This is a genomic window from Actinoallomurus sp. NBC_01490, assembly GCF_036227085.1.
In the GTDB taxonomy this organism is placed as follows: Bacteria; Actinomycetota; Actinomycetes; order Streptosporangiales; family Streptosporangiaceae; genus Actinoallomurus; species Actinoallomurus oryzae.
The window spans coordinates 5,283,370-5,297,469 of the sequence record NZ_CP109433.1 but is presented as its reverse complement, the minus strand read 5'-3'; the positions used below and the strand labels follow the sequence as shown (position 1 = coordinate 5,297,469).

11 protein-coding genes are annotated in these 14,100 nt (G+C 70.1%); 1 reads left to right on the top strand and 10 read right to left on the bottom strand.

All coding sequences use genetic code 11. The features are described 5' to 3' along the window. Positions 1 to 9: 9 nt before the first annotated feature. From clpB to OG417_RS24810, 6 genes are all read right to left on the bottom strand, one after another. A complete protein-coding gene (gene clpB, locus OG417_RS24835; RefSeq protein WP_329260677.1) occupies positions 10 to 2,595 on the bottom strand; it encodes an ATP-dependent chaperone ClpB in 2,586 nt (861 codons plus the stop codon). Continuing rightward, the gene (locus OG417_RS24830) at positions 2,586 to 2,909 is read right to left on the bottom strand and encodes a chaperone modulator CbpM (RefSeq protein ID WP_329260674.1); all 324 of its coding nucleotides are present in this window, start codon (positions 2,907 to 2,909) and stop codon (positions 2,586 to 2,588) included. The genes clpB and OG417_RS24830 overlap by 10 nt, the downstream gene beginning before the upstream one ends. Then, positions 2,909 to 3,886 carry a DnaJ C-terminal domain-containing protein gene (locus OG417_RS24825; protein WP_329260670.1) on the bottom strand — a complete coding sequence of 326 codons (978 nt, stop codon included), beginning with the start codon at positions 3,884 to 3,886 and terminating at the stop codon, positions 2,909 to 2,911. The genes OG417_RS24830 and OG417_RS24825 overlap by 1 nt, the downstream gene beginning before the upstream one ends. Next, entirely contained in the window at positions 3,870 to 4,358 is a 489-nt protein-coding gene (locus OG417_RS24820; protein ID WP_329260667.1) for a nucleotide exchange factor GrpE, read from the bottom strand. The genes OG417_RS24825 and OG417_RS24820 overlap by 17 nt, the downstream gene beginning before the upstream one ends. Continuing rightward, on the bottom strand, positions 4,351 to 6,285 hold the full coding sequence (gene dnaK / locus OG417_RS24815; RefSeq protein WP_329260664.1) for a molecular chaperone DnaK: 1,935 nt from the start codon (positions 6,283 to 6,285) through the stop codon (positions 4,351 to 4,353). Before dnaK ends, OG417_RS24820 begins: the two co-directional genes overlap by 8 nt. A gap of 303 nt (positions 6,286 to 6,588) precedes the next feature. Beyond that, positions 6,589 to 7,038, bottom strand: a complete 450-nt coding sequence (locus OG417_RS24810; protein WP_329260661.1) for a DUF1931 family protein — start codon at positions 7,036 to 7,038, stop codon at positions 6,589 to 6,591. A gap of 532 nt (positions 7,039 to 7,570) precedes the next feature. Here OG417_RS24810 and OG417_RS24805 point away from each other — a divergent pair. Continuing rightward, complete coding sequence (locus tag OG417_RS24805) at positions 7,571 to 8,899, top strand: GAF domain-containing sensor histidine kinase (RefSeq protein WP_329260658.1); 1,329 nt, start codon at positions 7,571 to 7,573, stop codon at positions 8,897 to 8,899. 179 nt (positions 8,900 to 9,078) lie between these two features. On the opposite strand, the gene OG417_RS24800 is transcribed toward OG417_RS24805, so the two are convergent. From OG417_RS24800 to OG417_RS24785, 4 genes are all read right to left on the bottom strand, one after another. Beyond that, positions 9,079 to 9,429 carry a hypothetical protein gene (locus OG417_RS24800; protein ID WP_329260655.1) on the bottom strand — a complete coding sequence of 117 codons (351 nt, stop codon included), beginning with the start codon at positions 9,427 to 9,429 and terminating at the stop codon, positions 9,079 to 9,081. A 100-nt stretch (positions 9,430 to 9,529) separates the two neighbouring features. Then, positions 9,530 to 10,003, bottom strand: a complete 474-nt coding sequence (locus OG417_RS24795; RefSeq protein WP_329260652.1) for an Hsp20/alpha crystallin family protein — start codon at positions 10,001 to 10,003, stop codon at positions 9,530 to 9,532. Between the two features lie 250 nt (positions 10,004 to 10,253). Then, positions 10,254 to 13,058, bottom strand: a complete 2,805-nt coding sequence (locus OG417_RS24790; RefSeq protein WP_329260650.1) for a helix-turn-helix transcriptional regulator — start codon at positions 13,056 to 13,058, stop codon at positions 10,254 to 10,256. Continuing rightward, positions 13,058 to 13,834 carry a DUF2267 domain-containing protein gene (locus OG417_RS24785; protein WP_329260647.1) on the bottom strand — a complete coding sequence of 259 codons (777 nt, stop codon included), beginning with the start codon at positions 13,832 to 13,834 and terminating at the stop codon, positions 13,058 to 13,060. Before OG417_RS24785 ends, OG417_RS24790 begins: the two co-directional genes overlap by 1 nt. Positions 13,835 to 14,100 lie beyond the last annotated feature (266 nt).

The following is a 14,100-nucleotide window of genomic DNA, read 5'->3' as shown; positions in this document are numbered from 1 at the left end:
GATGCCTCCTCACGGGTTCTCGTAGGAGACCTTGAGCTCACCGTCCTCCAGGTCCACGTGGATGACCGCACCGTCGAGGATTTCCCCGGACAGCAGCTCACGGCCGATCCGGGTCTCGACCTCATGGGCGATGAACCGGCGCAGCGGCCGGGCACCGTACACCGGGTCGAAGCCCTGCCGGGCGATGAAGGCGCACGCCTCGGGCGTGACGTCCAGCGTCATCCGGCGGTCGACGAGACGGGCCCGCAGGTCGTTGAACATCAGATCGACGATCTGTTCGATCTCGCGCTGCGTCAGCGGTTTGAACAGCACGGTGTCGTCGACCCGGTTGAGGAACTCGGGCCGGAAGTGCGAGCGCAGCGCGTCCATGACGGCCTCGCGCGCGTCGGGCTTGAGCTCGCCGTCGGAGGTGACGCCGACCAGCAGGTAGTCCGAGCCGATGTTGGACGTCATGATCAACACGGTGTTGCGGAAGTCCACGGTGCGGCCCTGGGCGTCGGTGAGCCGGCCGTCGTCGAGCACCTGCAGCAGCGTGTTGAACACGTCGGCGTGGGCCTTCTCGATCTCATCGAGCAGCACGACGGAGTACGGCTTGCGCCGCACGGCCTCGGTGAGCTGGCCGCCCTCCTCGTAGCCGACGTAGCCGGGCGGGGCGCCGACCAGGCGGCTGACGGTGTGCCGCTCCTGATATTCGCTCATGTCCAGCCGGATCATGTTCTCCTCGGTGTCGAACAGCGCCGCCGCCAGTGCCTTGGCCAGCTCCGTCTTGCCGACGCCGGTCGGGCCGAGGAAGATGAACGAGCCGATCGGGCGGCGTGGATCCTTGATCCCGGCGCGGGCCCGGATGATGGCGTCGGTGACCAGCCGCACGGCCTCGTCTTGGCCGACGATGCGCTGGTGCAGCACCTCGTCGAGCCGGAGCAGTTTCTCGCGCTCGCCCTCTTTGAGGCGGCTCACCGGGATGCCGGTCCAGCGAGACACGATCTCGGCGATCTCGTCTTCGGTCACGACCTCGCGCAGCAGGCGCCGGCCGCCCTGTTTGTCGGACAGCCGCCGTTCCTCGGCCTCCAGCTTGCGCTGCAGCTCCGGCAGCAGGCCGTGGCGCAGCTCGGCGGCACGGTTCAGGTCGTAGTTCCGTTCGGCCTTGTCGGCCTCCCGGCGGACGCGTTCGATCTCCTGGCGCAGGTCCTGCACCTTGCGGAGCGCCTGCCGTTCGGCCTCCCACTGGGTCCGCATGGCGTCGGCCTCGGCCCGCAGGTCGGCCAGCTCCTTGCGCAGGTCATCCAGCCGCGCCCGGCTGGCCGGGTCCTCCTCCTTGGACAGCGCCGCCTCCTCGATCTCAAGGCGCATCACCCGCCGCGTGAGCTCGTCGAGCTCGGCGGGCATCGAGTCGATCTCCGTACGCAGCTTCGCGCACGCCTCGTCGACCAGGTCGATGGCCTTGTCCGGCAGGAACCGGTCGGAGATGTAGCGGTGGCTGAGCGTCACCGCGGCGACGATCGCAGAGTCCTGGATCTTCACGCCGTGGAAGACCTCCAGGCGTTCGCGCAGTCCACGGAGGATGGAGATGGCATCCTCGATCGACGGCTCGTCGACCATCACCGGCTGGAAGCGGCGTTCGAGGGCGGCGTCCTTCTCAATGTGCTTGCGGTACTCCTGCAGTGTGGTGGCGCCGATCATGTGCAGCTCGCCGCGGGCGAGCATGGGCTTGAGCATGTTGCCGGCGTCCATCGCTCCCTCGGCCGCGCCGGCGCCGACGACGTTGTGCAGCTCGTCGACGAACAGCAGGATGCGACCCTCGGCCGCCTTGACCTCGTTGAGCACTGCCTTGAGGCGTTCCTCGAATTCGCCGCGGTACTTCGCGCCCGCGACGAGCGAGCCCATGTCGAGAGCCCAGACGGTCTTGTCCCGCAGCCCTTCCGGCACGTCGCCCTGGTCGATGCGCTGGGCGAGGCCTTCGACGATCGCGGTCTTGCCGACGCCCGGGTCGCCGACGAGCACCGGGTTGTTCTTCGTCTTGCGGGACAGGATCTGGATAACGCGGCGAATCTCGGTGTCCCGGCCGATGACCGGGTCGAGCTTTCCGGTACGGGCCTCGGCGACCAGGTCGCGGCCGTACTTCTCCAAGGCCTCGTAGGCGGCCTCCGGCATGGCCGAGGTCACCCGCTGGTTGCCGCGGACCTTGGTCAGCTCCTCAAGGAACCGGTCACGGGTGACCCCCTTGATCAGTCCGTCCTCGATGAGGGCCAGGACGAGGTGCTCGACCGAGACGTACTCGTCCTTGAGCCGCTTCGCTTCGCGCTCGGCCGTGTCGAACAGGCGGGAGAGCCGCTGCGTGACGTAGACCTGGCCGGGCGCGGCGCCCGGGCCGCTGACCCGAGGACGTCTGCCGAGCTGCGATTCGACCTCCTTCTGCAGCAGGTCGGTGTCCACGCCGGCCCCCGCGAGCAGCCGGGGGGCAAGACCCTCCGGCTGGTCGAGCAGGGCCAGCAGGAGGTGCTCGGCGTCCACTTCGGTGTGCCCGAAGCGCAGTGCCTTGGTCTGCGCGTCGTGCAGGGCTTCCTGGGATTTCTCGGTCAGTCGGTTCAGGTCCATGGTCGACCTCCGGAGCGTATGTGGGCGCGTCGTCTCTGCGCAGCCTCGAGAGCGGCGATGCGGTCGAGTAGGTCGCATACGAGGCCGAGCGCGGCGTAGTTCAGCGAGAAGCCGGCGTGGAGCCGCTGGACGCGCGCGAGGGTCGCGAGCTGGTCGCGGGTGAACCACAGCGCGCCGGAGGCGTCCCGGTCGGCGTCGAGAATGCCCAGGGTGACCAGGCGGCGGACCAGTTCGGGATGGACGCACGCGTCGCGGGCGAACGTCTCGAGGTCGAGCCGCACGGGACGGGCCGGCCGCACCAGCGCGTATCTCATCAACGCCTCCTCGGATCGAAGGAGGATGTGGCGGCGAGCTCCTGGAACAGCCGTCTCTCCTCGGGGCTCAGCCGGTGCGGCACCATGATCTGCACCTCGGCGAACAGGTCGCCCGGCCGGCCGCGCGGATTGGGCAGCCCGCGTCCGCGCAGCCGCAACCGCCGACCGCACGACGTGCCGCCCGGCACCTTGACCTTCGCCTCGCCACCCGGCGTGTCGAGGGGAGCGGTGGTGCCGAGCGCGGCCTCCCAGGGAGTGAGCGGCAGCCGTACGGTGATGTCGCGGCCGTCGACGCGGTACCGCGGATGCGGCATGATCCGGACGACGAGGTAGAGGTCACCCCGCTGCCCGCCGTCCGAGCCGTGACCGCCCTGCCCGGCGAGCCGGATGCGCTGGCCGTCGGTGACGCCGGGAGGAATGTCCACGTCGACGGTGTGCGGGCCGCCGGGCCCGGTGAGCGTGATCCTGCGGTGCCCGCCGTGGTACGCCTCCTCCACGGTCAGCTCCAGCTCGGCCTCCTGGTCGGCCCCCTGGATCGGACCCCATCCGAAGCCGCCTTGGCGACGCCTCGCCCCCGCGCGCCCGCCGAAGATGCCGCCGAGCAGGTCCTCCAGGTCCACATCCTCGGCCCCGCGGGCGCCGAAGCCGCCTCCGAAACCGCCGAACCCTCCGGCGCCGGCACCCGCCCGCCCGCTGGCGCCAGCGCCGGCGCGGGCCCGGGCCCAGGTCTCCGGGTCGACGTCCGGCGGCACCCGGCGAAAGTCCTCGCCGAACGCGTCGTAGCGCTTGCGCTGCTCCGGGTCGGACAGAACGGCGTACGCCTCGGACACCGCCTTGAAGCGGTCCTCCGCCTCCGGGGCCTTGTTGACGTCGGGGTGGTACTTACGGGCCAGTTTGCGGTACGCCCGCTGGATCTCATCCTGGCTCGCCGTCCTCGGCACCCCGAGGACCTCGTAGAAGTCACGAGCCGGGGCCATCGGCCTGTGGTCCCTTCGACACCACGACCTGCGCCGGGCGCAACTGGGCGTCCCCCGAGCCGTACCCGGGGCGGGTAACCTCGACGACCGTCCCCTCCGGCACGTCCGCATCGGGAACGGTGGCCACCGCCTGGTGCCGGGTCGGGTCGAACGTCCGCCCCACATCGTCCTGCCGCGGGAAGCCGAGCCGGGCGAGCAGCTCGAGCGCCTGGTCGCGTACGGCCCGCACTCCCTCGAGGAGGACCTCGCAGTCGGCGCCGCCGTGCTCGATCGCCCGTTCGAGATTGTCCACGACGGGCAGCCACTCCGCGACGGTACGGGCCCGTTCGGCGAAGCGCTGCCGCTCGGTGTCGCGGGCGGCCCGCTTGCGGTGGTTGTCGAGATCGGCGAGGGCACGCTTCCAGCGGTCCTCCAGTTCGGCGATCTTCATCGCCGAGCCCGTGCCCTCTTCTTCCGGCCGCATCTCACTCATCGGTCGTGAACTCCGCATCGATCACGTCCTCGCCGCCCCCGGCACCGGGACCGCTTTCGGGGCCCCCACCGGCGCCCGGTCCGCCTGGCGCGCCCGGCCCACCCGGTCCGCCGGGCCCAGACGGGCCCGCCCCGGCAGCGGCACTGGTGAGGCCGTAGAAGACCTGCTGCAGCTCGGCGGCCAGGTTCCGGAGCCGCTCGACCGGCGCCTCCTCCTTGATCGCCTGACGGGCGTCGCCGACGAGCATCTCCGCGCGCGCTTTCTCGTGCGTGGGGACGCCCTCGCCGAGCTCTTGCAGCCGCTTCTCGACCTGGTACGCGATCGAGTCGAGCTGGTTGCGGGCGTCGATCATCTCGCGCAGCCGCTCGTCCTCGGAGCGGTGCTGCTCGGCGTCCTTGATCATCCGGTCGATCTCGGACTGGTCGAGGTTCGTGGTTTCGCTGATCGTGACCTTCTGCTCGGCGCCGGTGTCCTTGTCGCGGGCGGAGACGTTGAGGATGCCATTGGCGTCGATGTCGAAGGTGACCTCGATCTGCGGTACGCCGCGCGGGGCCGGACGGATGTTCTCCAGCCGGAACCGTGCCAGGACCCGGTTGTCGGCGGCCCGCTCGCGCTCGCCCTGTAGGACCACCACGTCGACAGCGGTCTGGTTGTCTTCCGCGGTGCTGAAGATCTCCGTGCGCCGGGCGGGGATCGTGGTGTTCCGCTCGATGATCTTGGTCATGACGCCGCCGAGCGTCTCCAGGCCCAGCGACAGCGGGGTGACGTCGAGTAGGACGACGTCCTCCACCTCGCCCTTGATGACGCCTGCCTGCGCCGCGGCGCCCAGCGCGACGACCTCGTCCGGGTTGACCGTCATGTTCGGGTCCTTGCCGCCGGTCAGGCGCCGCACGAGAGCATGCACAGCCGGGATGCGCGTGGACCCACCGACGAGGATCACCTCGTCGATGTCGTTCGCGGTGACCTTGGCATCGGCCATGACCGTCTCTACCGGACCGACGCAGCGCTCGATCAGGTCACCCGTGATCTGTTCGAACGTCGAACGCATCAGCGTGGTGTTCAGGTGCTTGGGGCCGGTCGCGTCCGCGGTGACGAAAGGCAGGTTGACCGTCGTCTGGGTCACCGAGGACAGCTCGACCTTGGCCTTCTCCGCCGCCTCGAACAGGCGCTGCAGCGCCTGCGGATCATTGCGCAGGTCGATGCCGTTGTCCCGCTGGAACTCGTCGGCGATGTGGTCGACGATCCGGCGGTCGAAATCGTCGCCGCCGAGGTGCCCGTCACCAGCCGTCGCGAGGACCTCCACGACCCCCTCGCCGATGCTGAGCAGGCTCACGTCGAACGTGCCGCCGCCGAGATCGAAGATGAGGACCGTCTCATTCGCGCCCTTGTCCAGCCCGTAGGCCAGCGCCGCCGCGGTCGGCTCATTGATGATCCGAAGCACCTCGAGGCCGGCGATCTTCCCGGCGTCCCTCGTGGCCTGGCGCTGCGCATCGTTGAAGTAGGCGGGGACCGTGATGACCGCCTCGGTCACCCTCTCGCCGAGGAACTTGCCGGCGTCGTCGGCGAGCTTGCGCAGCACCAGCGCGGAGATCTCCTCAGGTGCGTACAGCTTGCCCCGCACATCGAAACGGACGGCCCCGTCCGGGCCGGCCACCACGTCGAACGAGACGGCGTTGATCTCGCTGGCCACCTCGTCGTACCGGCGGCCGATGAACCGCTTGGCCGAGTAGATGGTGCCTTTGGGGTTGAGGATCGCCTGCCGGCGCGCGAGCTGCCCCACCAGGCGCTCGCCCTGTTCGGTGAAGGCCACCACAGACGGCGTCGTACGCGACCCCTCGCTGTTCGGGATCACGGTGGGGTGGCCGTCCTCCGTCGTGGCGATGACGGAGTTCGTGGTGCCGAGATCTATTCCGACTGCCTTAGCCATGCCATCCTCCCGGCCGGTCCGACGGAGCCTCGACTTCGGAGGGAGCCTGACCGGCTCAGATTCCGAGGTCCTGTGTCGATAGGCCTACATCTCGACGCTCGCCCATCGTGGGGCCGGTCGCATCCTCATCCTGGGTAGACATGGCGGTTCTGTTGCCCGGCCATGGCGCGGGCGCGCGCAGTCCCCAGATCGGGCCGGGGCGTGGAAATTTATGGGAATCGGCGGTGGAGTCTTTGTCGGGGGACGCTCGCGTGACATCCCCGATCGTGTAGTGCAGCCGCCGTCGGGTGGTCTCGTGCCGGCCTACAGCAGGAGGTCGAACACGCGGGCGACGCGTTCCCAGTGCTCGGTGTGCGGGTTCTTCAGCTTCGGATCGATCAGTTTGAACGCGCGGGCGAGCGCGACGGTCAGCCCTCCGGCGATCTGTGGCAGGCCGGCCTCGGTCTCGTCCGCGACCATCAGCTCGAACGGCGGGTGCTTGGCGAGCCGCTCCAGGAGCGACTCAAGCTCGATCTCCTCCTCGAGCTTGCGGAACTCGTGGATGCTTTCCTGCAAGCCCTTGGTCACGGGTAGATCGTGCGGCTGGATGATGTCGCGGGCGTTGGCCTTCGCGTGTGCCTGGCCGATGAGGATCAGGTCGTAGATCTTGCCGTCGACGAAGTCGTCGTAGCGCTTGAGGTCGTCCTTGTCGATGTCCAGGCTCGCGGCCGCACGGAACAGGCGCTGAAACTGCGGGATGCCGGTCGGGGGCATGAGTACCACCTCCTGCCCCCAGCCTTGACTCGGGACGGGTTCGCGGCATCCCACGATCGGACGGGGTATCACCCGCGCCGGCGTCCAGGCGCATCTAGGTCCAGGTGCTTCCAGCGGCTGACAACCAAGCTGACCCAGATGCCGCCGGGCGCCGTGGCAGGGCTACGCGTCGGGCAGCGGGAATTCCACCAGCCTGGACAGCAGCCACGCCGCCGAGCACCGCGTGACAGCCGCGGTTCACCCGAGACGACAGGGACCTGATCGACCACGAGCCCGCTCATCACCGCCCCGAACCCGACGAGCAGCGACGTCAGCAGGTGCGAAACGGGCACGACCGGATTCGGCGACCTCGCCGGCCGCGCAGCCGTCAGGACAACGGCCGGCCATGTCTAACACCGATGGGTGAGAATCGTGTGATCGGTGCGGATTCGAACCCCCGCGCCGCGCCACCTGCTAGGCGCATCGGTTTCACCCACCCGTCGTACGCTGCCATTATGCGGATCGATGACAGGTATCCACTGGCGACGCCCCGATGAAAGTCCGGCGCCCCCGCACACGGACTGCGGACCACAGTTTCGCCCGGGCCGTCCGCGCCATCGTCGAGCCCCTCCGCCGGTGCCTGACGACCGCGGAGCGGGAACCTGAATCCGACGAGCCCGAGGGCCCGCTGGGCGAGGTCGGATGCGAAGGCGCCTTCGAATCTCTACTGGCGGCTCTGGAGCTCTGCCAGATCCAGGTCAGGAGTCTCGCGGACGAGCAGGTGGCGCTCCGCCGGATGGCGATGCTGTCCGCCCAGGCAGCACCGCCGGAGAAGATCTTCCGCGCGGTGTCCCGCGAGATCGGCGAGCTTCTCGGGACCGACTACGTGGTCATCAACCGCTACGAGCCGGATAACACCACCACATCGGTCGGCCACTGGAGCCGACCGGGCAGCCCCGACGTCATGCCTCCGCTGGCCGGACACTGGCCGATCCAGAACGGCTCCGCGACCGAGATCGTGGCACGGACCGGCAAGCCGGCGCGGATCGCCGACTACACCCACGCCGAGACCGAGATGGGCGAATGGGCGCGCGAGCGCGGTATCAGGTCCGTCGTCGCCTGCCCCGTCATGGTGAAGGGACGAGTTTGGGGGATGATCGCCTCTCTCAGCACCGAAGCGCAGCCCGAGGACACGGAGGCGCGCATCCTCCAGCTCGGTGTGTTCGCCAGCGCCGCCATCGACAGCGCCGAGATCGGTGCCGAGCTGCACGCCTCCCGTGCCCGCGTCATCGCGGCCTCGGACGCGACCCGCCGCCGCATCGAACGCAATCTTCACGACGGGGTGCAGCAGCGGCTTATCTCCCTCGGGCTTCAGCTACGCGCGGCGGAGGAATGCCTCGAACCCGGGCAGAACGTGCTCCGGAATCAACTGACCCGGACCGCTCAGGGTCTGACGGACGTGCTGGAAGACCTGCGCGAGATCTCGCGCGGGCTCCATCCGGCATCACTCTCGCGTGGTGGGCTGCGACCCGCCCTCAAGTCACTGGTGCGCCGATTCGCGATGCCGGTCGAGCTCAACGTGGGCATCGACGGGCGCCTGCCCGAGCCCGTCGAGGTGGCGGTCTACTACATCGTGTCCGAAGCACTGACCAACGCGCTCAGACACGCGCACGCGAACAGGGTTCGCGTCGACCTGTCCATAGACAGGGGAGCGGTGCGTGTCTCGGTCCACGACAACGGAATCGGCGGCGCCAAGCTCAGCGGCGGATCAGGGCTCATCGGCCTAAGAGACCGGACCGAGGCTCTCGGCGGCACCTTCCAGCTCGAGAGCCCCCTGGGCGAGGGCACGGCGCTGCTGCTCAAGATCCCGCTGCGCGACTGAGGCCGCCGCCGCCCGCCACTCCGGTGCGAGCACCGACCCCACTCCACGCGATGGATGCCGCGCTCGTCGACGGCCCAGTCGATGATCACGCGTACGGTCCGGGTCACCAGCCCTGCGCACCGCCGCCGGCTCCAGTCGGCAGCGTCGCCCGGAACGGGCAGCGATAGACCTTGGGGGTGTTACTTCAGCTTGTCGAGCATGCCGTGCAGGTGGGCTGCTGCGACCTCGATGTCGTCGTACTTCCGCTGCGCCGCCCGCACCTCCGCGGCGATCACGCCGCACCGGTGAACCCTGTCGAAGTCCCCGTAGGGGAACTTGTACCTTGACTTCTCGTCCTTGGAGTAGTCGTCGTCGATGCCGAGGTACCACCTGCCGTAGGCGTCGAATCCGAACTTCTCGATGAACTCGTTCTCCTGCTGTGTGGGCGGCTGGTGTTCGCTCCATTCGCCCATCTCATCGACGACGGCTCTCCCCTCGTCGATCAGTTTCTTCGCGTACTCGAAGGACCGCTCACTCAGCTTCACTGCCATGGCTCCCCCTCGATCCGCGGCCAGCTGCTCGGGTCACCCCGGGCGTGCCGGGGACCGTCCGAGGCCGCCCCGGGCAGCTGCGCAGCGGGGTGTGATGTCGTCAGCGCTCGCCTTCGGAGCGTTTACCTTCGGACCGTTCGCCTTCGGACCGTTTGCGTCCGGAGCGGCCATCCGTGATCTCGATGCGGTGCCCCTGGCCTCGCTTGGCCTTGGGAATGCGCAGCGTCAGGACTCCCTCGTCCATGGACGCCTCCACGTTGTCCGAGTCGACATCGGAGGGCAGCGAAGCGTGATAGTGGAACCGCCCGGTCCGTAGGCGCAGCGCGTTCGAGCCTTCTTCTTCCTCTCTGACCTCGCCGTTCACACACAGCTCACGGTCACGAATACCGATGTCGATGTCCGCAGGCGCGATTCCGGGCAGTTCCAGCCGGACGACGTAGCCCTCGTCGTTCTCGTCGATCTCCGCTACCGGCACCCAGGGCCGTTCGGCCTCGGTCTCGACCGCGGGCTGAATGAGCCCTGTCATGCGGTTGACCAGCTCCTGCACGTCCGCGAAAGGATCCCGTCGCAGCATCGCGGCCGGCTCCATCCCGTGTAGTCGGCCAGCTCTGGCACGCCTCATCGGCAATGTCATGGCATACCCCCCAATTTTCTCCTGAGTGGCGCCCATACCGGCGTCACTGTCCCCGTAGATCAACGGTCACCGCGACCGGCTAAGGGCGTACGGTCGCCGACGGGGCGTCCCTTTGCGGATACCCGGCCGTACTCCTGCCGACACGGGTCCTTCCTCCTTGGTCCGGCCGGTCGCCATCGGGGGGCGTCCGTTACCGGTTCTCCTCCATGACCCGTCGGGCCAGCTCGAGGCGTGAGCCGATCTGGAGCTTGCGGAAGATGTGACGGAGATGGAAGGCGGTCGTGTGCACGCTGATGAACAGTTGGTCGGCTACCTGCCGGTTGGTCAGTCCCTGGGCGACCAACTCGGAGATCCGGCGCTCGGCGTCGGTGAGGCTGCCCCAGCCCGAGACGGGACGGTCGCCCTGTGTCCAGTGGCGGCGCCGCACGCCCAACCGGCGAAGCCGGCGGCGCACCCGGGCGGCGTCTCGGGCCGCGCCGATGCCGTCGTAACCGGCCAGGGCCTGGTCCAGGCCGGCGATGGCCGCCTGCCGTGACCCGGTGCCCCGGCTCGCGGCCAAAGCGCCGAGGTCCTCCGCCGCGGACGCGCGTGCCCACGGGTCGGCGTGGTCCATGGAGGCGCGGTCCAGCGCGCACGCGTCCCCGTCGAGCAGGCCGCGAGCGTGTTCTGCGGCCGCCGCGACGGCGGGAAAGCCCGGGTTGTGGCGGGCGAGCCGTTCCGCGGCGCCGACCACGATCTCGGCTCGCGCGCGATCGTCCAGGGCGAGCGCGGTGCGTACCAGCCAGGCCGCCGCGGTCGGGTCGCTGACCAACGCCCAGGAGTGTCCGGGCACCTGCTCGCACAGTTCCGCGAGCGCCGTCGCCACAGCACCGGCACCATCACGCGCCATCGCGATCTGGCTCGTCACGAGGGCGAAGCGGGCCTCCGCATGCGGCGAACCGTACTCCGACAGCCCCGGCCGTGCCCGGTCGACGTACCGCTGTGCGGCGTTCGGGTCCCCGGACCGCAGCGCGGCGACGGCGAGCACCCCCAGCGCGGATGACATCAGCACGTGCGGGCCCGGCCCGCTGGTGGCCGCCAGGCCCGCCTCGGCCACGGCGACCGCGTCGTCGAAACGGCCCGCGGCCAGATGCAGGCGGGCGCGGAGCACGGCGGGCGCCGCCGCCCACACGAGGCGTCCGCGCACCTTGGTATCGTCGCCCGCGCTCGCCATCACCGAACGTGCCTCGTCCAGCCGCCGGACGTCGGTCAGGAGCATCGCCAGGATCATCCGGGGATGCAGGCACCAAGCGTCGGTGGACGCCGCCCGGCGGACGGCCTCGCGGGCGAGCCGCAGGCCCTCGGCCAGGTCGTCCGCGTCCCACGCGGCTAGCGCGAGCGTGATGAACGCCCCGGTGACGAGGGCGTCGCCGTGCTCGCCGGGCGCCTCGACGATCGCCTGCGCGTGCTGGCGCGCGAGCGTGCTGTCACGGTCGGCGACCTGGGCGTTGAGTAGCACGAGTTCGGCGACGTCGCGGAGCCGGTCCGGCAGGCCCGGTTCGGCCAGTATGGTCGCGGCGTCCGCCGCGGCCTCGGCCGCCCTGCCCTGCATGTGCAGGATCTCCGACCGGAGGCAGCACAGGCCTGCATGGGTGGCAGCGGTCAGCGGCCGGGTGAGGGCCGATTCGGCGAGACCGGCGGCTTCGTCCAGCCGGCCCGCCTCGATGAGCGTGCGGACGGCGGTGAGCGTGCGGTCGGTCCAGGCCGGTTCGGCGGGATCGGTGAGGCTCACCACCCGAAGCGCGATGTCCGCCGCGGTCCGCGGTGAGACCGGCAGGACATCGTCGACCAGTCGGTCGAGCTCGGCGAGGCCACGGGAATCGGCTGCGCGGACCCCCTGCATCAGATGCGCCGCGGCCGCCGTCGCGGGCCCGCCCCGGCCGAACAGGACGTCGCCGATCTGCCGATGCAGCGCCTTCCGGATGGGAACCGGAACGGCGTCGGTGACCGCCTGCCACAGCAGGCCATGCCGGAAGGCCAGCTCCTCCCCCGCGACGGTGAGCACGCCCGCCGACAGCGCCTCGTCGAGCCGTGGAACGATCGCGGCCGGGGTCGTGCCAAGCACCGCGGCCGCGGCGTCCGGCGATAACGAGCGGCCCATAATCGCGGCCACGGTCAGCAGATGGCGCGTCTGCGGGCTCAGCTGGTCAAGCAGGTGCCGTACCGCCGCTTGGAACCGCCGCGGCAGCCGAACCGCGACGAGGCGTGCGCTGCCGTTGCAGGTCTGAATCTCATTCCCGCCGCGCAGCCCGGCCATGAGCCCGGTGAGCAAGTACGGATTGCCTCCTGACTGACGGACGAACGCCGCCAGCCCCGGATCGGGCACGGCACCGAGCATGTCGATGACGATCCCGGTCAGCGCGTCGTCGTCGAGGGGCGGCAGCGTGATCCGCCGCGCGCCGTCGTATTCGAGGAGGTCGAAGAGGCGGCCGGCGGCCTTCCCCGCTTTCACAGTGCTGCGGGCCAGCAGCCAGGCGACGGGCCTGCCCGTGAGCTGTGACATCCAGGCCCGCAGCGTCACGAGGGCCGTCGGCGCCACCAGCTGAAGGTCGTCGAGGCTAACCAGCACGGGACCGGCTCCTGCTCGTTCGTCGAGACCGGCGCGGATCCTCTCAACCCGCCACATACGCCGGTCCGGCTCGGCGGACGGTCCCCCGCCGTCGGCGATCACGTCCTCGCCAAGGGCCGAAAGCAGCGACTCCACGAGCGGTATCCGGCTGAGCTCGAGCATGCCGGCCGTCACCAACGAGAAGCCGCGCGCACGGGCCGTACGCGTCACCTCGCGGAGGAGACGGCTCTTGCCCATGCCCGGCTCGCCCTCGACGAGCAGGACTCCGGAGCGTCCCTCGTGCGCCGCGGCCAGCAGATCGAGGGCGGCGCTCCACTCGGCCGCACGACCGCGCATCGTCGCCGGCCCGTGAGCCTCCTCGGTGCAGTACGCCGGAAGGGGGCACATCATGGCTCCGGCAGCAGCACGTGGTAGTCCGGCGGCAGCTGGACGGTGACGTCGAAGTACTCTTCGTCCCGTACCGCCTCGCGCAACGTGGCGAAGACCGCCCGGGCGTACTCGCGCGCCTCGAGCGGGTCCACGCCCGCCAGCTCGGCGATGCGGTCCACGAACCGATCGAGCGGCATCCGTCGCGCCGCCCCGCCGCTCGTGGCCCGGCCGCGTCTGAGCGGACCGTGCAACGCGAGGGGAAGCCGCGGGATCAGGTCGTCCACCTCCCCACCGGCGATGCGTTCGGCGAGCGCCTCGAGTACGGCCTCGGTAGCGCGGTGCGCCTCGTCGGCGTCGAGGCCGGCGCGTTCGGCGACCTTGGCCAGGAAGTCTTCGGGCGGCATAACGTCGAAGAACCTGCACTGGGCCTCGGCGACCAGCGGTGCGAAGTCCTGGGGGAGCTCGTCGGCCACATCGGCGATCTCGTCGCGGCTCACCGCCTGCCCTAGCGCGAAGAACACGGCGTGCGCGTGCCGCTCGGCGGTCTCGACGTCAACCCCCTCGCGCTCGGCGACGCGGCGCAGGAACTCATCGATGTCGAAGCCTTCGGCGGCGCGTTGGGTGTGGAGCCAGGGCTTCATCTCCGCGGGGAGTTGTTCGAGGAGATCGCGCGCCTGCCCGGGCGACAGACGCTCGGCCAGCGTCACCAGGGTCGCCCGCGCGGCGCGCTCGGCCAAGTCGCCGCCGATGCCGCCCTCGCGCTGCATGACCTGGATGAACTCACGGTAGTCCACGGTCGCTCCTCCCCGCTCAGGAGCGTCTCGGCGGCGTGCGATGAACGCGACCACACGCCCGCGAGCGTGTATTCGGTCAATCGGTCAGGGACAACGCGAAACCTCGATCGCCGAGCGACCCGCATCGGCGAGACCGATCGATACGGCCATGACTCCACCGTAGCCACCGCCCGGCCGCCCCGCATCCCGCGGTAGGTCGCCCTGCGACGACGGCCCGCCCGGGTGTCGTGATGGGAACAAGCGTCACCACGCGCGCATCGGGGGGA